We start from the raw sequence: 22,010 nt of genomic DNA on the forward strand, positions 1-22,010 counted from the left end.
TTACTCCTCGCGCCTCACTCCTTACTTGCTGTCTTTTACTTCGGTGAATTCGGCGTCGACCACATTGCCGTCATCCTTCTTGCCATCCGCGGCGGCTTGCGCGCCCGGTGCCTGCTCGGCACCAGCCTGGGCGTACATGGCCTCGGCGACCTTGTGGCTGGCTTGCGCCAGCGCCTCGGTCTTGGCTTCGATGGCTTCCTTGTCATCACCCTTCACGACCTCATCCAGCTCCTTGATGGCCGCCTCGATCTTTTCCTTCTCGGCAGCGTCCACCTTGTCGCCGGCGTCAGTCAGCATCTTCTTCACCGAGTGAATCATGCCTTCAGCCTGGTTCTTGGCGGTCACCAGCTCGTGCAGCTTCTTGTCCTCTTCGGCATTCAGCTCGGCATCGCGCACCATGGCTTCGATTTCGGCTTCCGACAGACCCGAAGACGCCTGGATGGTGATCTTGGCTTCCTTGCCGGACGCCTTGTCCTTGGCGCCCACGTGCAGGATGCCGTTGGCGTCGATGTCGAAGGTCACCTCGATCTGCGGCACGCCGCGCGGCGCCGGCGGGATGTCACCCAGATTGAACTGGCCGAGGCTCTTGTTGGCCGAAGCCTTTTCGCGCTCGCCCTGCAGCACGTGGATGGTCACGGCGCTCTGGTTGTCGTCGGCGGTGGAGAACACCTGCGAGGCCTTGGTCGGAATCGTGGTGTTCTTCTGGATCAGCTTGGTCATCACGCCGCCCAGGGTTTCAATACCCAGCGACAGCGGCGTCACGTCAAGCAGCAGCACATCCTTGCGGTCGCCGCCGAGCACGGCGCCCTGGATGGCCGCGCCAACGGCAACGGCTTCGTCCGGGTTCACGTCACGGCGCGCATCCTTGCCGAAGAATTCCTTGACCTTGTCGATGACCTTGGGCATGCGGGTCTGACCGCCGACCAGGATCACGTCATCAATGTCGGAAGCCTTCAGGCCCGCATCCTTCAGCGCGATCGAGCACGGCGCGATCGAGCGCTCGATCAGGTCTTCCACCAGGGATTCGAACTTGGCGCGGGTAATCTTCAGCACCAGGTGCTTCGGACCGGTGGCATCCATGGTGATGTAGGGCAGATTGATTTCGGTCTGCTGGCTGGACGACAGTTCGATCTTGGCCTTTTCCGCGGCTTCCTTCAGGCGCTGCAGCGCCATCACGTCCTGCTTCAGGTTGATGCCCTGCTCTTTCTGGAACTCGGCGATGATGTAATCGATGATGCGCTGGTCGAAGTCTTCGCCACCCAGGAAGGTGTCGCCGTTGGTGGCCAGCACTTCGAATTGCTTGTCGCCGTCAACGTCGGCGATTTCGATGATGGAGATGTCGAAGGTACCACCGCCCAGGTCATACACGGCGATCTTGCGGTCGCCCTTTTCCATCTTGTCCATGCCGAACGCCAGCGCGGCGGCGGTCGGCTCGTTGATGATGCGCTTGACTTCGAGACCGGCGATGCGGCCGGCGTCCTTGGTCGCCTGGCGCTGGCTGTCGTTGAAGTAGGCCGGCACGGTGATGACGGCTTCGGTCACTTCCTCACCGAGATAATCCTCGGCAGTCTTCTTCATCTTGCGCAGCACTTCGGCGGAGATTTGCGGGGGCGCCAGCTTCTTGCCACGCACTTCCACCCAGGCGTCGCCATTGTCGGCCTTGGTGATGGTAAAGGGCATCAGATCGATGTCCTTTTGTACTTCCTTGTCCTCGAAGCGGCGACCGATCAGGCGCTTCACCGCGTAGAGGGTGTTCTTCGGGTTGGTGACGGCCTGACGCTTGGCGGGCGCACCCACCAGGATTTCGCCGTCTTCCTGGTAAGCAATGATGGACGGCGTGGTGCGCGCGCCTTCGGCGTTTTCGATGACTTTCGGCTGGCCGTTCTCAATGACGGAAACACAGCTGTTGGTGGTGCCCAGGTCGATACCGATAATCTTGGCCATGATGTTCTACCTCAAAAATTCTGATCACTGAAATGCCGGACCAGCCATGCCAGGCCGGTCGCTGCGAATTAACCTTGCTGGAAAAATGGGGATGCCGAACGGGTATTCAAGCCCCGCCTGTCATCACTGTGCTGCGGCCACAATCACCATGGCGGGGCGCAATACCCGGCCAGCCAGCGTGTAGCCCTTTTGCATGACCGTCACGACCGTATTGGCCTCCTGATCGGCCGGCACGGCGGAAATGGCCTGGTGCAGATTCGGGTCCAGCTTGTCGCCGACGGCCGGTGCGATGTCCTTGAGTTCGAATTTTTCAAAGGCGGAAACCAGCGCCTTGTGCGTGAGATCGACGCCCATCTTCATCGCTTCGAAATTGCCGCTGTTATCCAGCAGGGCCATTTCCATGGCATCCTTCACCCCCAGCAGTTCGCGGGCGAATTTTTCCACGGCGAACTTGCGTGCCTTGTCGATTTCTTCGATGCTGCGGCGACGGATGTTCTCGCCTTCGGCGCGCGCGTACATCACGTCCTGCCGGGCTTTTTCCAGTTCGGCCAGCGCATTGGCAAGCTGGTCGTCCAGGCTGGGAATGCTGATGGTCTCGCCGGCCATGACTTCCGGGCTGGCCGACTGCTCGGCGGTTTGCTCGGGATTTTGCTGCAGATCGTTGGTGCTCATGCTGTCCTCCAAATCGGGTCAGGACAGCAAATGGGGATAACCATGGCCTTTTCAAGGGCCTTGTGCGGCCCCTTCATCAGCCGGGCCGATCAGCCCCATCAGAATATATTTGTTGCAGTGCAATAATTTTCTGCTTGAATACGCTGGACAAACCCTCGATTCGGGTCGTCTTATTCCAGACAGGAGAGCAGCATGAGCAACGCCGCACAACGCATCGCCCAGCTTGAGCAGGACTGGCAGACCAACCCGCGCTGGCAAGGCATCCAGCGCCCGTATTCCGCGGCCGACGTGGAACGCCTGCGCGGCACCGTGCTGATCGAGCACACGCTGGCTCGCCGGGGCGCCGATAAACTGTGGACGCTGATGCATGAACTGCCGTATGTCCATGCGCTGGGGGCGCTAACCGGCAATATGGCCATGCAACAGGTCAAGGCGGGCCTCAAGGCCATCTATCTGTCGGGCTGGCAGGTCGCTGCCGATGCCAATATCGCCGGCGAAATGTACCCGGATCAATCGCTCTACCCGGCCAATTCGGTGCCGCAGGTCGTGCGCCGCATCAACAACACCTTTGCCCGCGCCGATCAGATCCATCATGCCGAGGGTGACGACAGCATCGACTGGTACGCGCCCATCGTGGCCGATGCCGAAGCCGGTTTCGGCGGCGTGCTCAATGCCTTCGAGCTGATGAAGGCGATGATTGAAGCGGGCGCCGCCGGCGTGCATTTCGAAGACCAGCTCGCCAGCGTGAAGAAATGCGGCCACATGGGCGGCAAGGTGCTGGTGCCAACCCGCGAAGCAGTGGAAAAGCTGGTAGCCGCCCGTCTGGCTGCCGATGTGATGGGCGTGCCGACGATTCTGGTGGCACGCACCGATGCCGAAGCCGCCGACCTGCTGACCAGCGATGTGGATGACAACGACAAGCCCTTCTGTACCGGCGAGCGCACGCCGGAAGGCTTCTACCGCACGATGCCGGGGCTGCAGCAGGCAATCAGCCGCGGCCTGGCCTACGCGCCGTACGCCGATCTGGTGTGGTGCGAAACCGGCAAGCCCGATCTGGACTACGCCCGCAAGTTTGCCGAGGCCATCCACGCCAAATTCCCCGGCAAGATGCTGGCCTACAACTGTTCACCGTCGTTCAACTGGAAAAAGAACCTCGACGACGCCACGATCGCCAAATTCCAGCGCGAGCTGGGTGCGATGGGTTACAAGTTCCAGTTCATCACGCTGGCGGGTTTCCATGCGCTCAACTACGGCATGTTCAACCTGGCGCACGGTTATGCGCGCGAAGGCATGACCGCCTTTGTCGAGCTGCAGCAGGCGGAATTCGCGGCCGCAGACCGTGGTTTTACGGCGGTGAAACACCAGCGCGAGGTCGGCACGGGTTACTTCGACCAGGTCACGCAGGTCATCCAGCAGGGCCAGAGCTCGACGACCGCGCTGACCGGCTCGACCGAGGAAGCGCAGTTCCACTGAGCCCGCCCGCATCCCGCCCCGCCAGCCGGCGCGGTCGGGAGTGCGCCGCCCAACCCGACACGCCTGCCCATACCGGCAGGCGTATGCTTGTGAATGTCATGTAGGGAGTAAGCTGATGAACAATACCCCTGTAGGTGTTAATGCACCGCTGCCGGCCAATGCCCAGCAGGCGGCCATCCTGTCGCAGGATGCGCTGTATTTCCTCAGCCAGTTGCACCGCAAGTTTGAACCGCAGCGCCAGGCCCTGCTCGCGGCCCGGGCAGAACGGCAAGTACGGCTAAATGCCGGCGAGCTGCCGGACTTTCTCGCCGACACCGCCGACATCCGCGCCGCCAAATGGACCATCGCGCCGCTGCCGGCCGATCTGCTGGATCGTCGCGTGGAAATCACCGGCCCGGTCGAGCGCAAGATGATGATCAATGCGCTCAATTCCGGCGCCCGCTGCTTCATGGCCGATTTCGAGGATTCGAACACCCCGACCTGGCAGAACCAGATCGAAGGCCAGCTCAATGTCATCGACGCCTACCGCAAGACACTGTCCTACACCAGCCCCGAAGGCCGCGAATACCGCCTGGACGAGCGAACCGCGACGCTGATCCTGCGCCCGCGCGGCTGGCATCTGGACGAAAAGCATGTGACGGTGGACGGCGAAATCATGTCGGGCAGCCTGTTCGACTTTGGCCTTGCCGCGTTTCACAACCTGAAATACCAGCTGGAGCACGGCTCATCGTGCTATTTCTATCTGCCGAAGATGGAGTCGCACCTGGAAGCGCGGCTGTGGAACGATGTGTTCACCTTTACCGAATCCTTCCTTGGCGCGCCGCATGGCGTCATCAAGGCTACCGTGCTGATCGAGACGATCCTCGCCGCCTTCGAGATGGACGAAATCCTCTACGAACTGAAGGATCACTCGGCCGGGCTCAACGCGGGGCGCTGGGATTACATTTTCAGCTGCATCAAGAAATTCCGCAGCCGCGAGGGTTTTTGCCTGGCCGACCGCAGCCAGATCAGCATGACCACCCCCTTCATGCGCGCCTATTCACTGCTGCTCTTGAAAACCTGCCACAAGCGCGGTGCGCCGGCTATCGGCGGCATGAGCGCCTACATTCCGGTCAAGAGCGACCCGGCCGCCAATGAAAAGGCGCTGGCACAGGTGAAAAGCGACAAGGAACGCGACGCGGGCGACGGTTATGACGGCGGCTGGGTGGCGCACCCGGGGCTGGTGCCGATCGCCCAAGCGGCCTGGGATGCGGTATTGGGCGAGGCTCCGAACCAGATCGGCAAGCAGCGCGACGATGTGGTGGTAAAGGCGGCCCATCTGCTCGACTTCCAGCCGGAAGCACCGATCACCGAGGCGGGCTTGCGCAGCAATATTTCCGTGGGCGTGCAATACCTTGCCGCCTGGCTGTCGGGTCTTGGTTGCGTGCCGATCAACAATCTGATGGAAGACGCCGCCACGGCGGAGATCAGCCGCTCGCAAATCTGGCAGTGGTTGCGCAGCGACAAGGGGGTGCTCGACGATGGCCGCAAGGTCAATACGGCACTGTTCAGCGCACTGCTGCCCGACGAGGTCAGCAAGATCCGCGCGGCTGGCCGCTTCCCCGCCACGCTGGATGAAGCGGCGCGGCTGTTTGACCAGCTGACCACCAGCAGCGACTTCGTCGAATTCCTGACCCTGCCGGGCTACGCCCGCCTCGCCTGAGCCCCGGCCGGCTCGCGGCAATGCGGCGCCACCCGCCCTCCAGTGCACGGAGGACGGGTGGCCGCCTTCCGCCGGTTTTCTTCGCGCATTTACGCTGCAATGCAACACTCCCGGGCGCAAAATGGCTAGGCCGGGCAGCGCCAGCTAGAATGGGCAAACCAACCCGAACAGCGCACAAGCCGCCCCTCCATGAAACTGATCACCTCCCTCACCAGTCCTTACGGCCGCAAGGTTCGCATCGTGCTGGCCGAAAAACGCATCGACTGCGAACTGGTACTCACGGATACCAGCCAGCCCGATCACGCCGCACTGGAACACAATCCGCTCGGCAAGGTGCCGGTGCTGCTGATGGACGACGGCAAGCCGGTGTATGACTCCAGCGTGATCGTTGAATACCTTGATCATGTCTCGCCGGTCAGCCGCCTGATTCCGAACGGCCCGCGCCAGGTCGTCAGCGTCAAGCGCCGCGAAGCGCTGGCCGATGGCGTGCTCGATGCCGCCGTCGCCGTGGTGGCGGAGCGGCGCCGGCCGGCCGCGCAGCAATCCACCGAATGGATCGCCAAGCAAACCGGCAAGATCGAACGCGGCGTGATTGCCCTGGCCGAAGATCTGGGCGAGAAGAAGTACCTGCTCGACGACAGTTATACGCTGGCCGACATTGCCGCCGGCAGCATGCTGGCCTACCTGAATTTCCGCCTGCCCGAACTGGAATGGGCCAGCCACCATCCGGCACTCGCCGCCTACCTGCATCGTCTGGAAGAACGCCCCTCCTTCCAGGAAACCCGCCCGGTCGCTGCCTGAACCGTGCTCCGCGGACAAGCAGCACAGCTCAGAACGGCATCATCGCCTCGCCAACCGCCGCCTCGTGGGCGGCACCGAGGTCGCTTTCCAGCACCGCCAGCAGCTCGCTTTCCAGCAGCTGCTTTTGCGCGCGCACCTGCAAAAGCCGCAGGATGGCCCTGGGCTGCATCGCCGGCCGGTAGGGCCTATCCTGCGCCAGCGCCTGGTACAGATCGGCCAGATGAATGATGCGCGCCTCGATGGGCATCTCGGTCGCCAGCAAATGAAAGGGATAGCCGCGCCCGTCCAGTGACTCGTGATGCCAGGCGGCCCAGCGCGCGATCTCTTCCGCGCCCTTCAGCCGCTTGAGCACCATATAGGTGGCAAAGCTGTGCGAACGCATCACGCCGGCGTCATGCTCGTTCAGGCCGCAGGGACTGTCGAGAATGTCGTCGGGGATCTGCAGCTTGCCGATGTCGTGCAGCAGCGCTGCCACTTCCAGCGCCGCCACGCGCTCGGCCGGCAGGCCCAGCCGCTCGGCAAGATGTCTGGCGAGCCGTGCGACACCGCGCGAATGCTCGGCGGTAAAGGGGGACTTGGCATCGATGATGTCGGCCAGCAACTGGGCTCCGGTGCGGAAATCCTCCCAGGCCAGCGGCGTGCCGGGGTCGAGTTCGCGCATTTCATCCTGATAATCCAGCACGCACTCGCTGTCGAGCATCAGCCAGAATGCTTCGCGGCTGGACGCCTCGGCAAACACGTTCACCCATTCCGGGGCAAAAAAGCTGCCGGCCAGCTCGATGATGCGTCCGCGCAACTCGGGCGCTGCCGCCAGAGTGCTGCGGTCGGCATAACTGGGCCGTGACAGCGCATCGATGCGGTCAGCGAGAAACACCAGATTGGCCTCGCGGGCCAGCGCCGGCTGCTCGCGCCAGATCGGCAGCTGCGTGAGCTGCTCCCAGCGGGTGTGATGATGGCGCACCACCGGCGCCAGTGCGGCCAGCGGCGCACAGCGCTGCAGGAGTTCTGCGCCACGCTGGCAATGCGCTTCGGCGCCGGACCACTCCAGTTCGGCGGTCAGCGACTGATGAACCACGGTCGACGACACGCCGCAATCGTGCAGCAGGCCGGCGCGATGCATGCGCTGGCGCATTGCCAGATCGCCACCGGCATGCCCGGCGAGTTCGGCGGCCAAGAGTCCCACACGCCGGCCATGCCAGGGATCATCCATGCCGACCAGATCGACGGCATGGGCCAGCGTGAAGATGAAATCCTGCAGCGAAACGGTAGGCAGCGACATGGCGAATCCTGACATCAATCTGTAATCAGGATAGTCAGGCTTCGCCAGCTTGCCAGCACGAAGCACCGGCCTGCCCGCCAGTCGGCAGATGACATACCAAACACCCTATATGAATACAGCCCTTTTATTTAAATGGCCACATTCACATACATGCACTCATCCGAGCTTGGCCAGCAGGCTGGCCGCCATGCCGCGCGCCTCCTGCTTGGTGATCGCCGGCACACCCTTTTCCGGCGCCAGCCGACCGGAGAAGCGCACATCCTCGGGAGGCAATTCCTTGAGAAAACGGCTGGGCTGGGTGATCTGCCATTCGCCGGCGCGGCGGCGCTTGCCGCACCAGGTGATGGTCAGCGTGCGCTGCGCCCGGGTGATGCCGACGTACATCAGCCGGCGCTCTTCCTCGACGGTGCCGGCCTCGATGGAATTCTGGTGCGGCAGGATTTCTTCCTCGCAGCCAACCAGAAACACATGCGGGTATTCCAAGCCTTTCGACGCGTGCAGCGTGGTCATTTTCACCGCATCGACCTCTTCCTCGTCGCGCCCTTCGAGCATGGTGATCAGCGCAATCGTCTGGGTAAGTTCAAGCAGGTCCTTGCCGTCGCGCTCGCCCTTCTTGGCGATCCAGTCGACGAAGTCCATCACCGTGTTCCACTTGGTTTCGGCCGGGCGCGCTTCCTCGCTGTCGTAGAGCCAGGTTTCGTAGTCGATGGCCTTGAGCATTTCCATCAGCAGGGGACCGGCTGGCTCACGCGGCGCGCGAAACTGCATGCGGCCGATGAAATCGGCGAAATCTTTCAGTGGCGCGTATTGCGCGGCCTGCACCTGATGGATGAACCCCTCCTCGTATACGGCGGCATACAAGGAGATATTACGGTGCTGGGCATATACCCCGAGCTTCTCCAGCGTGACATTGCCAACACCGCGTTTGGGCGTCGTCACCGCGCGGATAAAGGCCGGGTCGTCGCGGTCGTTCACCAAGAGGCGCAGGTAGGCGAGGATGTCCTTGATTTCGGCCTTGTCGAAGAACGATTGCCCGCCGGAAATCTGATAGGGAATGCGGTGCTCGCGCAGGGCTTTTTCGATGACGCGTGCCTGAAAGTTGCTGCGGTACAGGATGGCGTAGTCCTTGAAGTCGGTCTGCGCCTCGAACTTGTGCGCCAGCAGCTTCATCGCGATCAGCTCGGCCTCATGTTCCTCGTTCTTGGTTTCGACCACCTGGATCGGATCGCCCACGCCCAGTTCGCTCCACAGGGTTTTCTCGAACAGCTTGGGATTGTTGGCGATCACCGCATTCGCACAGCGCAGGATTCGCGCCACCGAGCGGTAATTCTGCTCAAGCTTGATCACGCGCAGCTGCGGAAAATCGTCCTGCAGCGTGCGCAGGTTTTCCATGTTCGCGCCGCGCCAGGCGTAGATCGACTGGTCATCATCCCCCACGGCGGTGAACTGGCCCGAGACATTGCACAAGAGCTTCACCAGATCGTACTGCGTGGTGTTGGTGTCCTGGCACTCGTCGATCAGCAAATATCTGAGCCGCGAACGCCATTTCTGCAGGATTTCGTCATTGCGCTCCAGCAGATCGACCGGCAGGCGGATCAGATCGTCGAAGTCCACCGCCTGATAGGCCGTCAGCGTGTCCTGATACTGGCGGTACAGTCGCGCCAGATGCATTTCACCGTCGCTGGCGGCATTGCGGATGGCGTCGTCCGGGCCGATGCGGTCATTTTTCAGCAGCGAAATCTGGCTGACCGTCTGGCGGATCAGTCCCTTGTCGGTGGTCTGCAGGATGTCGGAGAGGATTTTCCAGCTGTCCGCCGAATCCAGAATCGAGAATTGCGGCTTGTAGCCCAGATGCTTCGCCTCTTCGCGCAGGAAACGCATGCCGAGGCTGTGAAAGGTCGAGACAGTCAGGCCGCGCAGCATGGGCGCGGGCAGCAAGGTGGAAACCCGCTCCTGCATCTCGCGCGCAGCCTTGTTGGTAAAGGTGATCGCGGCGATATTGCGCGCGTCCATGCCGGCCTGTTCGATCAGGTAGGCAATCTTTTGCGTGATCACCCGCGTCTTGCCGGAGCCGGCCCCGGCGAGCACCAGGCAGGGCCCGTTCAGGTATTGCACGGCGGCGCGTTGCGCGGGGTTGAGCAGATGCAGCATGGATGAAAAGCCCGATAGATCAGTGTCTTGCGAGGGCGCGATTCTAGCACGTGCACACTGCCATCGCCCGGCGATTGGCAGCGCCGGCATTCTGGATTACAAATGCACACATTACCGACTGCTGATGCTGCCAAACAATGGCCGACGAAGATCTGTTGCCGCTGCGCAAGTCCGACCTGCAAGTCGGCATCGCCCTGCCTTACCCGGTGTATGACCGGCAACACAATCTGCTGATTGCCGCCGGTGAAGTCATCCACAACGGAAAGCAGGTCGAAACCCTGCTGAAGATCGGCCTCTATACCAATCCGGCCTGGAGCAGGACGCGCGCGCGCAGCGGCCCGGTGGGCGGGGCGCGCGTGCACACCGGCGAGCCGGACGACGAAGAGAAAACCGGCAGCGCCGCGCTCGCGCCCGATGGCGGCGGCCGGGCGGCGGCAGGCGGCAAGACGCTTTCCTCGACCCGGCTGCTGCCGGGCGCCATTGTTTATCTGCAATCGGCCGGCGATGCGCTGAAGCCGAAATCCGCAGTGAAACTGATCGGCTGGCTGGAAAAAACGGCCGTCATCGTCAGCGCGCTCAGCCCGCAGGGCACCGTGCTGCCGTTTCGCGATGACGAGGTGCTGCAGGTCAAGACCATCGCCGGCAAGGACATCATCTCGTTTTTCGCGCCGGTGCTGAAAATGAGCTATGTGCCCTATCCGCACCTGCACCTGCGCTGGCCCGAGCAGCTGCAGGTCCATCAGCTGCGCAAGAGCCTGCGCGTCAATACCCGCCTGATTGTCAGCGTCAGCAACCTGACCCAGCCCGGCATCGCGGTGCGCTCGGCCCGGCTGGTCAACCTGTCGGCCGGCGGCGCCATGCTGGAAACGCAGGAACTGCTGGGCCTGAAGGGCGACGAACTGAGCATCGGCCTGCGCCTCACTGCAGCCGGAGAGGCGCACACGCTGAGCCTCAATGCCCTGATTCGCAACCACCACGATGCCGAAGTCGGCCCCGATGCCCAGGGCTGGGGCGTGGAATTCACGGCCCTGCCGATGGCCGAGCGGCTGATTCTGGAGCACTACATCTACCAGATGCTGCTGGAAAACTGAGGGGTGAGGGGTGAGGGGTGAGGGGTGAGGGGTGAGGGGTGAGAAAAGACAACCATACCCATAACCATATACAACCCAGACCCTTTATATAAAAGGGCCGGACTCACATACCCATCAAAAACCTTCCCTGACTAGCCAGACATCTCAGCAACTCCCAAATCAAGCACAGAGACAGGGAAAAGCGGGAACGCCATCAGCGTGCGCCGGGCAAGCCGGGCACTTCATCCCCGTCATTCACCTGATGGCTCCTGAGGCAGCACCCGGGCGAGCTTTGCCAGCCAGTCCCGCTGCTCGCGCAAGGCGGCGAGCGCGGCAGCTTCGCTGACTTCCATAAGACGCACGCTCTGGCCGGGTCGCCACTGGCCGCAACGCCACAGGTCGGCAGCGATCACCTGCGCGATGACCGGATAGCCGCCGGTCAGCTGGGCATCGGCCAGCAGCACGATGGGCTGGCCGGCTGGCGTCAGCTGCACGGCCCCAGGCTGCACCGGATGCGAGTAGATGCTGGCCGAGCGCGCCGCCAGCACCGGGCCAAGCAGACGCGCGCCCATGCGGTTGCTGTGCATGTCCACCCGCCAATGGCCCGCCAGCTCGCGCCGGGCGCCGGTCTCCAGCAAACCGGCCTGCGGGCCGGGCAGGATGCGCACCATGTCGCCGAAACGCGGCGCACGGATGCGGCGAGCCGGACCGCTAAAGCCGCTCTCCCCTACCGGCAGGACATCGCCCGCACGCAGGGCGCGCCCCTGCCAGCCACCCCAGCCCGAACCAAGCCGGGTGGCGCGGCTGCCCAGCAGCTCGGGCACGGCAATGCCGCCCGCCACCGCCAGATAGCTGCGCAAGCCCCAGGCGGGCGCGGCAAGCTGCAGCCGCTCGCCAGCGCGCAGCAGGAACGCCGACCACGCCGGCACGTCGCGTCCTTCCGCCCCGCCCTGCGAGGCGCTGATGCGCAGCGCACACGGCGCGCCGGTCAGCGCCAGCCAGCAATCGGCGCTGCTCTCGAGTTGCAGGCCGCCGAGCGTGATTTCCAGCGTCGCATCCCCGTCGGCATTGCCAACCAGGCGATTGGCCAGCCGGCAAGCCAGCGCATCGGCGGCGCCGCCTTGCGCCACGCCGTCGGCAAAACCGCTCTGGCTGCCCAGATCCTGCACGCTGGCCTGCATGCCCGGGCGCAGAATGTGCAAGTGCGTCATGCGTGCGCCTCCGGTTCGAAATGCAGCCAGTCGCCGGGCTGCAGCAGTGCGGCAGGGCTGTGCTGCGGGTTGAAGAGCGGCACCGCGCTGCGGCCGATCAGTTGCCAGCCGCCGGGTGCGTCCTGCGGATAAATGCCGGTCTGCGCGCCGCCGATGCCGACACTGCCGGCCGGCACGCGCAGCCGCGGCGTGGCGCGACGCGGTGCGGCCAGACGCGGGTCCAGCCCGCCCAGATAGGGAAAGCCGGGCAGAAATCCCAGGCAATACACGCGATACGGCGTGCCGGCATGCAAGGCGATCACCTCCGGCACGCTCAGTCCGCACAGCGCCGCCAGCTCGGCAAGATCGGGCCCGTCCGCGCCGCCGTAGCGCACCGGAATCCGGTGGTGACGAGCCCCGGCGCGCTCGTCCGGCGCCGCCTTTTCCCACTCGCGCACCAGCATGGCCTCGACGCGGCCGCGCGCCTCTTGCAGCGGATCAAAGCGCACGGCAAGGCTGTACATGCCCAGCACACAGCACCTGTGCCTGCGGCGCAGCCGCGCCTCCAGCGCCCAGAGCCGCTGCTGGCAGGCCAGCTCGGGCGCCGTTTGCAGCAACAGCATGCCTTCGCCCATAGCCACGATCGCCATCGTCATCGCCGTTTGTCCTTTTCGTCATGCAGCGCACAATTGTGCTGTAAAAAGCGCATGGAACCATCATACTGAAGCTGATTTTCCGCACGCCGCGAGCTCGCATGATTCTACAAAGCAAGCCCAAAGAAGCGCACTATCTGCACCCCGAACAATTGCGCGTCGGCATCTTCATTCATCTTGACCTGGGCTGGATGGACCACCCCTTTGCCCTGAGCAGCTTCAAGATCAAGAACGACGAGCAGCTGCGCCAGCTGCAGCAGCTGGGCCTCAAGCGCATCCGCTATTCCCCCGAACAGAGCGACTGCGAACCGCTCAGCGATGCGCCGCCAGCCCCGGCAGGCGCTGGCGAAGCACCGCCCGAGCCCGATCCGGCCCTGCTTGCACAGCTGGCTGCCAAGCGCGCCGCGCAGGAAAAAGAAGCGCGCCGCCAGGCCTTGCTGCAGGCCTGCGAGCGGGATTTCAGCCAGGCCGCGCAGGTGGTCAAGCAGATCAACAAGCAAATCTACGCGCGCCCGGCCGACACCGCCGCACAGGCCGACCAGCTGGTGACGCGCATGCTCGACTCGCTGCTCACCGACAGCGACATTGCGCTGCAGCTGATGAATGAAAAAAGCGCCGCCGAGGATCTGTATTTCCATTCGCTGAATACCTCGGTGCTGGCCTTTCTGCTGGCGCGCGCACTGGGGCTGGCGCGCGCGGACATCCACGAGCTGGGGCTCGCGACCTTGCTGCACGACGTGGGCAAGAGCCGCATTCCCGACCGCGTGCTGCTGAAAACCGAGCAGCTCACCCAGGCCGAGCGCACGCTGATTGCCCAGCATTGCGAATGGAGCATGGAAGCCGCGAGGGCTGCCGGCCTGTCGACGCGCATCCAGACCATCATCCTGCAGCATCACGAGCTCGCCGATGGCAGCGGCTACCCCAAGCGCCTGGCCCTGGAACGCATCGACCCGCTGGCGCGCGTGCTGGCCATCGTCAACAGCTACGACAATCTGTGCAACCGCATCAACCCCATCGATTCGCTGACGCCGCACGAGGCGCTGGCGCAGATCTTTGCCCAGCACCGCAACCAGTTCGACCCGCAGATGCTCGGTGTTTTCGTGCGAAGCATGGGGGTATATCCACCCGGCTCGCTGGTGCAATTGTCTGACGGGCAATACGCCATAGTGGTATCGGTCAATTCCTCGCGCCCGCTCAAGCCTGTCGTGCTGGTGCACGACCCGGCCGCCGCGCAGGAAGGGCCGCACATCATCAATCTGGAAGAAGACCAGACGGTGAACATCAGCAAATCGGTCAAGGCCGCCCAGTTGCCGCGCAGCGCCATCGAGCAGCTCAGCCCGCGCAAACGCGCCACTTATTATTTCCGCCCGAACGATGACTGACATGCCGCCCCCCGCCCTGCTGCTGGAGCACAGTCCGCAATGCCTGCTGCTGGTCGACAGCGGCGACCAGCGCATCGTGCACGCCAACCCGGCCACCGAGGCCATGCTGAACTACCCGCCCGGCGGCTTGCAGGGGCGACTGATCACCGACATCGAAACCGGGCTCAACGAGCTGTTCTTCTGGGAAGAAGTTGCCGCTGGCGAATACCGCCCGCTCTACAGCGTGCGCAGCGAATACCTGCGCCGCGACGGCACCATCCTGCCGGTGGAGCGCAGCGTGCGCCCCATCCATCACGAGGAACGGGTCTATCTGCTGATCGCCAGCCACGACATCAGCAGCGTGCTGATGCAGGAACAGCTGTGCGCACGCAGCGCCGCCCTGCTGTCCACCACGCTGGAAGCCACCGTCGACGGCCTGCTGGTCACCGCGCTGGATGGCCACATCGAGCATTTCAACCACCGCTTCGCCGAATTGTGGTCACTCTCGCCCAAGCTGCTCGAAGGCAATGACCAGGGTATCCGCGCCGCCATTGTTGCCCAGCTGCAAAACCGCAGCGAATTCGAGCACTGGTGGCGTCATCTGCTCGAGCATCCGGAACAGGAAGTCACCCACATCGTGCGCCTGCGTGACGGCCGCGTCATCGAACTGGCCTCGCGCCCGCAGAAGATGAACGACAAGCCCATCGGCCGCGTGACCAGCTTTCACGACATCACGCGCATCAAGCAGCATGAGGCCGACCTGCTGGATGCCCGCGACCAGGCGCAGGCCGCCAACCAGGCCAAATCCGAATTCCTCTCGCACATGAGCCACGAGCTGCGCACACCGCTGAATGCCATCCTCGGCTTTGCCCACCTGCTGCGCGACGACGCCAGCGAAGGCAACCGCGAAATGATCGGCCACATCCTCAGTGCCGGCCAGCATCTGCTGGGGCTGATCAACGAAGTGCTCGACCTGGCCAGCATCGAGGCGGGACGCCTGCAGATCAAGCCCGAACCGGTCGATCTCGCCGTGATCATCCAGGAATGCCTGATGCTGGTGCGCCCGCTGGCCAGCGCCCGCCAGATCACCCTCACGCCGCCGCAACTGGCCACCGGCCAGTACTGGGCCAGCGCCGACCCGAAGCGCCTCAAGCAAATGCTGATCAACCTGCTTTCCAACGCCATCAAGTACAACCGGCCCGAAGGCAGCGTCGGCCTGACGCTGGTGCCTGCGGATACCAGCTTCTGGCGCATCACCGTCAGCGACACCGGGGTGGGACTCAGTCGCGAGGAGCTGGCGCAACTCTTCCAGCCCTTCAGTCGCGTCGGCGAGCATCAGCACGACATCGAAGGCAGCGGCATCGGCCTGGCCTTCACCCGCAAGCTGGCCTTGCTGATGCATGGCCAGATCGGCGTGGACAGCACGCCAGGGCGCGGCAGCCGCTTCTGGATCGATCTGCCCGCCAGTGCGCCAGCGACGCCCCGGGCCAGCCAGGGCAACAGCGAAGCCAGCGCCGCCGCGCAAAGCGCCAAGGTGCTCTACATCGAAGACGACGAACTGAGCCAGCGCGTGCTGCAAAGCGTGTTCGCCAAGCGCCGCCCGCAATTCTGCCTGCTGGTGGCCGGCACGCTGGGCGACGGCCTCCTGCTGCTCGAGCAGGCGCAACCCGATCTGCTGCTGCTCGACCTGCACCTGCCCGATGGCCAGGGCCTGCCGCTGCTGCAGGCCGTGCGCGCCACCAACGCCGGGCGAACCGTCCCCATCATCGCACTGTCCGGCGACGCCGACCCCGCCCAGGCCGCCGCCGCGCTGGAATCCGGCTTTGCCGGCTATCTCACCAAACCCTTGCAGATCGACATTGCCCTGCAGCACATTGACGACATGCTCGCCGCACTGCGGGTAGCGGGACGGGGTGAGGCGTGAGGCGTGAGGCGTGAGGCGTGAGGCGTGAGGCGTGAGGCGTGAGGCGTGAGGAGCAAAGCATACCAACCACCTCATAAGCCCAAAGCCTAACTATCGAAAAGCCTGCAGCTCGATACCCTAAAGCCCCCCCTGATTAGGTAGCTACCTCGGCAAAGTACAATTCGTCATTCCGGTCAGCCCCTCACGCCTGCCCGGCATGCCGGGCCAGCGCCCAGGCGACGTGCTCGCGCACCAGCCCGCTCTCGTCCTGCACGCGCGACTGCAGAGCGGCCAGCACGGCCGGTGTCGTCGGCGCATTGCCCAGCCCCACCGCCAGATTGCGCAGCCAGCGCTCGTAACCGATGCGGTAAATGGCGCTGCCGGCCATGCGCTCGCTGAAATCCGCCGCGCTCCAGGCAAAGAGCTCGACCAGCGTCACATCGTCGAGGCCGTGGCGCACGTGGAAATCCGCTTCCTCGCTCGTAACAGCGAAGCGGTTCCACGGACAGACCAGCTGGCAGTCGTCGCAGCCGTAGACACGGTTGCCAAGCATGGGCCGGAATTCGACCGGGATGCTGCCCTGCAACTCGATGGTCAGGTAGGAAATGCAGCGGCGCGCATCGACTTGGTAGGGCGCGACGATGGCCTGGGTCGGGCAGGCATCGAGACAGCGCGTGCAGCGCCCGCAGTGCTCGTCGGGCAGCGGATCGTCAAGCGGCAGCGCCAGATCGGTAAACAGCTCGCCAAGAAAGAAATACGAGCCGTAATCGCGGTTGATCAGCAGGGTGTGCTTGCCGCGCCAGCCCTGCCCGCCCGCCACGGCCAGCGCCACTTCCAGCACCGGCGCGGAATCGACGAAGACGCGATGGCCAAAGGGCCCGATGCTGGCCGCCAGCCGTTCGGCCAGCTTTTGTAGCCGGTTGCGCAAGACCTTGTGATAATCGCGGCCCAGCGCGTAGCGCGAGATGTAGGCGCGCTCGCCGTCGGCCAGATTGGCCTCGGCGCCGGCAGCGCCCGGTGGCTGATAAGGCATGAAGACGGTGATGACCGAGCGCGTCCCCGGCACCAGCTCGGCTGGCCGCGCGCGCTTGAGGCCGTGGCGTGCCATATAATCCATCTCGCCGTGGAAACCGGCCGCCAGCCAGTCGCTCAGCCCCTGCTCGGCATGGCGCAAATCGGTGCCGGCAATTGCCGCGCGGGCAAAGCCCAGCTCGTGCGCCCAGGCCTTGATGCGGGCCGCCAGCGCCACCGGATCGGGCCCGGCCGGATCGAATTCAACAGGACAGGAATCTGCATGCATAGCCGCGATGATACCAGCGCCCCCGCCATTCTCGCTTTCCATCTGGCCGACGAGGCCGCCACGCTGGCGCTGGGCGCCCGGCTGGCCCGCGTGCTGCACGGCGGGCTGGTGATCGAGCTGGCCGGCGACCTGGGCGCCGGGAAAACCACGCTGACGCGCGGGATTTTGCGCGGTCTGGGCTTTGCCGGGCGGGTGAAAAGTCCCACCTATACGCTGGTTGAACCTTATGCAATTTCTAACTTATACTTTTATCACTTTGATTTATATCGATTTAACGACCCGGAAGAATGGGAAGACGCAGGGTTTCGCGAGCATTTCAACGCGGACAGCGTCTGTCTGATCGAATGGGCCGACAAGGCCGCGGGCCTCTTGCCCTCTCCCGACTGGCGCATCACGCTCAGCCCGGACGGCGAGGGCCGCCATGCGGTACTGGAAGCCATCAGCACACAGGGCAAGGCATGCGCAGCAAGGGTATAACCCCAGAACTCAACCCCAGCAATGGCTTCGAGGCAATACCCGGCAGACGCTTGCTGCTGCAGGCGGCCGCGGCCACCCTCTTGCTCAGCGTCATTCCACGCGGCCAGGCTGCCGGCAACGGCAATGTCGTCGCGGTGCGCGTCTGGCCTTCGCACGCCTATACGCGCGTCACCATCGAATCGACGACCCCGCTGAACTTCAAGCATTTCATGCTGAAAAATCCCGAGCGGCTGGTCGTGGATCTCGAAGGCATCGAGATCAACTCGCAGCTGCAAAGCCTCGCCGGCAAGGTACTGGAGGATGATCCCTATATCCAGCAGCTGCGCGCCGGGCGCAACAAACCCGATATCGTGCGGCTGGTGCTGGACATGAAAACCGAAATCCGCCCGCAGGTGTTCACCCTGCCGCCGGTCGCCGAATACCAGCACCGGCTGGTCATCGACCTCTACCCGGCGCACCAGGACGACCCGCTGCTGGCCTTTCTCAGCGACCAGGACAAGCCCGAAGGCGCGCCACTGGCGAAATCCGAGACGCTTTCCACGCCGCCGCGCGGCAGTGACAAGCCGGCGGGCGCCGAGCGCAAGCCCGGCGAGAAAACTGCCGACAAGCCCGAGAGCGTCGAGCGCGACAAGCTCAAGGTCGATCGCCTGATCACCGTCGTGCTCGACCCGGGCCACGGCGGCGAAGACCCGGGCGCCATCGGCCCGGCCGGCACCTATGAGAAAACCGTGGTGCTGGCGATTGCGCGACGGCTGAAAACGCTGCTGGAGGAAGAGCCGAATGTGCGCGTGGTGCTGACCCGCGACGGCGACTACTTCGTGCCACTGGGCACACGCGTGAAAAAGGCGCGGGCCGTGCAGGCCGACCTGTTTGTCTCCATTCATGCCGACGCCGCGCTACGCCCCGACGCCAGCGGCGCCTCGGTATTTGCGCTGTCGGACAAGAGCGCCACCAGCGTGCAGGCGCGCATGCTGGCCAAGAGCCAGAACGAGGCCGACCTGATCGGCGGCGTGAAGCTTGACAACCGCAATCCGGAACTGGCGCGCGTGCTGATGGACCTGACGATGACCTCGACCATCAACGACAGCCTGAAACTGGGCAAGGTGATGCTGGGCGAACTGGGCGACATCAACCGCCTGCACAAGCCGCAGGTCGAGCAGGCCGGCTTTGCCGTGCTCAAGGCGCCGGACATTCCCTCGGTGCTGGTGGAAACGGCCTTCATTTCCAATCCGGCCGAAGAACAGAAGCTGATCAGCGACGACTACCAGCAGAAAATGGCACTGGCGCTGCATCGCGGCATCAAGCGCTATTTCGCCAAATACCCGCCGCAACCGCGCACCAAGCTGGCCAGCAAGTAAGCGTGGCAATCCCTGCCGCCGCTTGCAGCATCAAGTAGGCGCAATGCTGCAGGCTGGCCTTCGGGGCGCGCTGGAGGAGCGGGAAAAGAGCTGACAAGGCTCCGGCAATCGGGGCAGCTTACTGATCCAGCCCCAGGGCATGCCCTACCGCACCCAGCAGCTTGGCCGGCGTGAAGGGCTTGACGACGAAACCGGCAGCGCCCTTGCCGAGCGCGCCGCGCACCTTGTCGATGGTGGCGTCCGCCGTCACCATGATGACCTTGGGGGGCGGCGAGATGGCCATGATCTGCGGCAGCAGGTCCAGCCCGCTGCCTTCCGGCAGATTGATGTCGAGCATCACCAGCCGCGGTTGATGCTGCTTGATCAGCTCCAGGGCATTGTCGGCGTGCGCCGACTCGGCCAGCACCTCGAAATCGGCGCTGCGCAGGATGGAGGACATGACGCTGCGCAGCACGCTGTCGTCATCAATCAGGACACAAGTGAATTTCTTTGGCATGGGATTTTCCGCATCGGGTGGCGTACGGACGGGCTGATATACTGTGGCGGCGCCCGTCGCGCCAATTGCTTTCATCATAGCCAAACCAAACTGACATGCCACGCATCCAGGTACTGCCCGACCAGCTCGTCAACCAGATCGCCGCCGGCGAAGTCGTCGAGCGCCCCGCCAACGCGCTCAAGGAAATGCTGGAAAACAGCCTGGATGCCGGCAGCAGCAACCTGCACATCGAGCTGCTCAATGGCGGCAGCAAGCTGATCAAGATCGTCGACGACGGCTGCGGCATCGCCAAGGCAGACCTGCCGCTGGCGCTGCATCGTCACGCCACCAGCAAGATCGCCAGCTTCGACGACCTGCAGCGCGTGGCCACGCTGGGCTTTCGCGGCGAGGGGCTGGCATCGATTGCCTCCGTCTCGCGCCTGACGCTGACCAGCCGCTATCAGGATGACGCGCACGCCTGGCGAGTCGAGGCCGATCACGGACAGCTGGGCGAGATCGAACCCGCCGCGCTCAGCCACGGCACCACCATCGAGGTGCACGAGCTGTATCACCAGCTGCCGGCGCGGCGCAAATTCCTCAAGTCCGACGCCACCGAATTCGCCCACTGCGCCGAGATGGTCAAGCGCCTGGCGCTGGCCAATCCGGGCCGGCAGTTCACGCTGCTGCACAACGGTCGCGCCGCCCTGCGGCTGGTCGCCGGCGATCTGGCGCGCCGTGCGGGTGAGCTGCTGGGCGAGGAATTCATCCAGAGCGGCATCACGGTTGACGAGGGCTTTGGCCCCCTGCGGCTGTGGGGCATTACCGGCAACCCCACGCTGGGCAAGGCCAGCCGTGATGCGCAGTATTTCTTCGTGAACGGGCGCTATGTGCGCGACAAGGTGATCCAGCACGCGCTGCGCGAAGCCTACCGCGACGTCTTGCACCATGACCGCCACGCCGCCTACTGCCTGTTTCTGGAGCTCGACCCGGAAACGGTGGACGTGAACGTACACCCGACCAAGATCGAAGTGCGCTTTCGCGAAAGCCAGGCCGTTTACCGCTTTCTGCTCACCAGCCTTACCAAGGCGCTGTCGGCCACCCGCGCCGGCGCCGCGCCGGCCATCCCGGATGGCGTAGACCCGGATACCGGCGAAATCCTGAGCCGGCCCGCATCGCCCGCGGCGCCAGCCCCCGTCTCCGCAGCGGGCAGCGTCCGCCCGGCGCCGCCGCGCGCCCCCAGTTATGCCGAACTGGCAGCGCGCCAGCAGGCCATGCCGCTCGCCAACGCCCGCGAAGGCCTGGGCTTTTATGACAAGCTGATCGGCGATCTGCGCCGCGACAATACACCACCAAGTATCACCCTACAGCCAATTAATGAAAATGGCTCCAAGGCAATACCCCAGGATCCCGCGAGCAGGCAAATGGCCGATGTCGCCAGCATGGCAACGCCGCCCCGGCCCGAGCCGGAAGCACCGCTGATTCCGCCACTGGGTTTTGCGCTGGGCCAGCTGCATGGTGTCTATATTCTCAGCCAGGCCAGCGAGGGCCTGATCGTGGTCGACATGCATGCTGCCCACGAACGCATCGTGTATGAAAAGCTCAAAAACGCGCTGGACCTGAACCAGATGCCGACGCAGCCGCTGCTGATTCCGCATGTGTTCGCCGCCGACGCGCTCGACATTGCCACCGTGGAAGAGCACGCCGGCGACATCGCCCGCCTGGGGCTGGAGCTGTCGGTGATGTCGCCCACGCAACTGGCCGTGCGTGCGGTGCCCCTGCTGCTGAAGGATGCCGACGTCGTCGAACTGGCGCGCGCCATGCTGGCCGACATCCGCACCGCCGGCATCAGCCAGCTGCTGTCCGGCCGCCGCAACGAGCTGCTGGCGACCATGGCCTGCCACGGTGCCGTGCGCGCCAACCGCCAGCTCACGCTGACCGAAATGAATGCGCTGCTGCGCGACATGGAAGCCACCGAGCGCTCCGGCCAGTGCAATCACGGCCGCCCGACCTGGTTCCGGCTGACGATGAAGGAGCTCGACGGCCTCTTCATGCGCGGGCAATGAAGCCGCGTTCCCGGCGACCAGCCAACTCAAAATTCAGAACATTCAAAACCTGCACCCCCCTTCAACGCAGAGACGCAGAGGAAAAGCACATCAACCGCCGGTATGCTTACGCCGTCTCTGCGTCTCTGCATTGAAAGC

The 22,010-nt window shown here is 64.1% G+C and carries 17 protein-coding genes; 9 read left to right on the forward strand and 8 right to left on the reverse strand.

Translation table 11 applies throughout. The features are described 5' to 3' along the window. Positions 1–21: 21 nt before the first annotated feature. Positions 22–1,944, reverse strand: coding sequence for a molecular chaperone DnaK (dnaK, locus tag C515_RS0102180; RefSeq protein ID WP_028454189.1), 1,923 nt, complete (start codon positions 1,942–1,944; stop codon positions 22–24). 123 nt (positions 1,945–2,067) lie between these two features. After that, the gene (gene grpE / locus C515_RS0102185; protein WP_028454190.1) at positions 2,068–2,616 is read right to left on the reverse strand and encodes a nucleotide exchange factor GrpE; all 549 of its coding nucleotides are present in this window, start codon (positions 2,614–2,616) and stop codon (positions 2,068–2,070) included. Positions 2,617–2,808: 192 nt separating this feature from the next. Here grpE and aceA point away from each other — a divergent pair, with 192 nt between their 5' ends. The 3 genes from aceA to C515_RS0102200 all read left to right on the forward strand — a co-directional run bounded on the left by aceA (position 2,809) and on the right by C515_RS0102200 (position 6,592). Next, complete coding sequence (gene aceA / locus C515_RS0102190) at positions 2,809–4,089, forward strand: isocitrate lyase (RefSeq protein ID WP_028454191.1); 1,281 nt, start codon at positions 2,809–2,811, stop codon at positions 4,087–4,089. A 115-nt stretch (positions 4,090–4,204) separates the two neighbouring features. Continuing rightward, entirely contained in the window at positions 4,205–5,791 is a 1,587-nt protein-coding gene (gene aceB, locus C515_RS0102195) for a malate synthase A (RefSeq protein WP_043647803.1), read from the forward strand. Between the two features lie 189 nt (positions 5,792–5,980). Further along, on the forward strand, positions 5,981–6,592 hold the full coding sequence (locus C515_RS0102200) for a glutathione S-transferase N-terminal domain-containing protein (RefSeq protein ID WP_028454193.1): 612 nt from the start codon (positions 5,981–5,983) through the stop codon (positions 6,590–6,592). Positions 6,593–6,620: 28 nt separating this feature from the next. On the opposite strand, the gene C515_RS0102205 is transcribed toward C515_RS0102200, so the two are convergent. Continuing rightward, complete coding sequence (locus C515_RS0102205) at positions 6,621–7,871, reverse strand: HD domain-containing phosphohydrolase (RefSeq protein ID WP_051304541.1); 1,251 nt, start codon at positions 7,869–7,871, stop codon at positions 6,621–6,623. A gap of 156 nt (positions 7,872–8,027) precedes the next feature. Then, complete coding sequence (locus C515_RS0102210; protein ID WP_028454195.1) at positions 8,028–10,022, reverse strand: UvrD-helicase domain-containing protein; 1,995 nt, start codon at positions 10,020–10,022, stop codon at positions 8,028–8,030. Positions 10,023–10,159: 137 nt separating this feature from the next. On the opposite strand from C515_RS0102210, the gene C515_RS0102215 reads away from it, so the two are divergent. Next, positions 10,160–11,113: a flagellar brake protein gene (locus C515_RS0102215; RefSeq protein WP_028454196.1), complete on the forward strand. Its 954-nt coding sequence runs from the start codon at positions 10,160–10,162 to the stop codon at positions 11,111–11,113. Between the two features lie 230 nt (positions 11,114–11,343). Here C515_RS0102215 and C515_RS19140 read toward each other — a convergent pair whose 3' ends face one another. Both C515_RS19140 and pxpB read right to left on the reverse strand, forming a co-directional pair. Next, on the reverse strand, positions 11,344–12,303 hold the full coding sequence (locus C515_RS19140; RefSeq protein ID WP_043647804.1) for a 5-oxoprolinase subunit C family protein: 960 nt from the start codon (positions 12,301–12,303) through the stop codon (positions 11,344–11,346). Continuing rightward, the gene (gene pxpB / locus C515_RS0102225; protein ID WP_028454197.1) at positions 12,300–12,938 is read right to left on the reverse strand and encodes a 5-oxoprolinase subunit PxpB; all 639 of its coding nucleotides are present in this window, start codon (positions 12,936–12,938) and stop codon (positions 12,300–12,302) included. Before pxpB ends, C515_RS19140 begins: the two co-directional genes overlap by 4 nt. A gap of 98 nt (positions 12,939–13,036) precedes the next feature. Between pxpB and C515_RS0102230 the strand changes: the two genes are divergently transcribed. Both C515_RS0102230 and C515_RS19145 read left to right on the forward strand, forming a co-directional pair. Beyond that, a complete protein-coding gene (locus tag C515_RS0102230) occupies positions 13,037–14,317 on the forward strand; it encodes a cyclic di-GMP phosphodiesterase (protein ID WP_043647805.1) in 1,281 nt (426 codons plus the stop codon). A 1-nt stretch (position 14,318) separates the two neighbouring features. Then, positions 14,319–16,220, forward strand: a complete 1,902-nt coding sequence (locus C515_RS19145; protein ID WP_051304542.1) for a PAS domain-containing hybrid sensor histidine kinase/response regulator — start codon at positions 14,319–14,321, stop codon at positions 16,218–16,220. A 181-nt stretch (positions 16,221–16,401) separates the two neighbouring features. On the opposite strand, the gene queG is transcribed toward C515_RS19145, so the two are convergent. Continuing rightward, the gene (gene queG, locus C515_RS0102240) at positions 16,402–17,499 is read right to left on the reverse strand and encodes a tRNA epoxyqueuosine(34) reductase QueG (protein WP_051304543.1); all 1,098 of its coding nucleotides are present in this window, start codon (positions 17,497–17,499) and stop codon (positions 16,402–16,404) included. On the opposite strand from queG, the gene tsaE reads away from it, so the two are divergent. Both tsaE and C515_RS0102250 read left to right on the forward strand, forming a co-directional pair. Further along, positions 17,494–17,976, forward strand: a complete 483-nt coding sequence (gene tsaE, locus C515_RS0102245; RefSeq protein WP_028454200.1) for a tRNA (adenosine(37)-N6)-threonylcarbamoyltransferase complex ATPase subunit type 1 TsaE — start codon at positions 17,494–17,496, stop codon at positions 17,974–17,976. The genes queG and tsaE overlap by 6 nt on opposite strands. Further along, complete coding sequence (locus tag C515_RS0102250; RefSeq protein WP_051304544.1) at positions 17,958–19,334, forward strand: N-acetylmuramoyl-L-alanine amidase; 1,377 nt, start codon at positions 17,958–17,960, stop codon at positions 19,332–19,334. Before tsaE ends, C515_RS0102250 begins: the two co-directional genes overlap by 19 nt. Positions 19,335–19,452: 118 nt before the next feature. Here C515_RS0102250 and C515_RS0102255 read toward each other — a convergent pair whose 3' ends face one another. Further along, positions 19,453–19,830: a response regulator gene (locus C515_RS0102255; protein ID WP_028454202.1), complete on the reverse strand. Its 378-nt coding sequence runs from the start codon at positions 19,828–19,830 to the stop codon at positions 19,453–19,455. Between the two features lie 95 nt (positions 19,831–19,925). Between C515_RS0102255 and mutL the strand changes: the two genes are divergently transcribed. After that, complete coding sequence (gene mutL, locus C515_RS0102260) at positions 19,926–21,872, forward strand: DNA mismatch repair endonuclease MutL (protein WP_028454203.1); 1,947 nt, start codon at positions 19,926–19,928, stop codon at positions 21,870–21,872. The last annotated feature ends 138 nt before the right edge of the window (positions 21,873–22,010 follow it).

This window comes from Chitinilyticum litopenaei DSM 21440 (assembly GCF_000428145.1).
GTDB classification, from domain to species: Bacteria; Pseudomonadota; Gammaproteobacteria; order Burkholderiales; family Chitinibacteraceae; genus Chitinilyticum; species Chitinilyticum litopenaei.

Coding starts and splice junctions, on each gene's coding strand:
- dnaK (WP_028454189.1), bottom strand. CDS start 1,944: ATGGCCAAGATTATCGGTATCGACCTGGGCACCACCAACAGCTGTGTT.
- grpE (WP_028454190.1), bottom strand. CDS start 2,616: ATGAGCACCAACGATCTGCAGCAAAATCCCGAGCAAACCGCCGAGCAG.
- aceA (WP_028454191.1), top strand. CDS start 2,809: ATGAGCAACGCCGCACAACGCATCGCCCAGCTTGAGCAGGACTGGCAG.
- aceB (WP_043647803.1), top strand. CDS start 4,205: ATGAACAATACCCCTGTAGGTGTTAATGCACCGCTGCCGGCCAATGCC.
- C515_RS0102200 (WP_028454193.1), top strand. CDS start 5,981: ATGAAACTGATCACCTCCCTCACCAGTCCTTACGGCCGCAAGGTTCGC.
- C515_RS0102205 (WP_051304541.1), bottom strand. CDS start 7,871: ATGTCGCTGCCTACCGTTTCGCTGCAGGATTTCATCTTCACGCTGGCC.
- C515_RS0102210 (WP_028454195.1), bottom strand. CDS start 10,022: ATGCTGCATCTGCTCAACCCCGCGCAACGCGCCGCCGTGCAATACCTG.
- C515_RS0102215 (WP_028454196.1), top strand. CDS start 10,160: ATGGCCGACGAAGATCTGTTGCCGCTGCGCAAGTCCGACCTGCAAGTC.
- C515_RS19140 (WP_043647804.1), bottom strand. CDS start 12,303: ATGACGCACTTGCACATTCTGCGCCCGGGCATGCAGGCCAGCGTGCAG.
- pxpB (WP_028454197.1), bottom strand. CDS start 12,938: ATGACGATGGCGATCGTGGCTATGGGCGAAGGCATGCTGTTGCTGCAA.
- C515_RS0102230 (WP_043647805.1), top strand. CDS start 13,037: ATGATTCTACAAAGCAAGCCCAAAGAAGCGCACTATCTGCACCCCGAA.
- C515_RS19145 (WP_051304542.1), top strand. CDS start 14,319: ATGCCGCCCCCCGCCCTGCTGCTGGAGCACAGTCCGCAATGCCTGCTG.
- tsaE (WP_028454200.1), top strand. CDS start 17,494: ATGCATAGCCGCGATGATACCAGCGCCCCCGCCATTCTCGCTTTCCAT.
- queG (WP_051304543.1), bottom strand. CDS start 17,499: ATGCATGCAGATTCCTGTCCTGTTGAATTCGATCCGGCCGGGCCCGAT.
- C515_RS0102250 (WP_051304544.1), top strand. CDS start 17,958: ATGCGCAGCAAGGGTATAACCCCAGAACTCAACCCCAGCAATGGCTTC.
- C515_RS0102255 (WP_028454202.1), bottom strand. CDS start 19,830: ATGCCAAAGAAATTCACTTGTGTCCTGATTGATGACGACAGCGTGCTG.
- mutL (WP_028454203.1), top strand. CDS start 19,926: ATGCCACGCATCCAGGTACTGCCCGACCAGCTCGTCAACCAGATCGCC.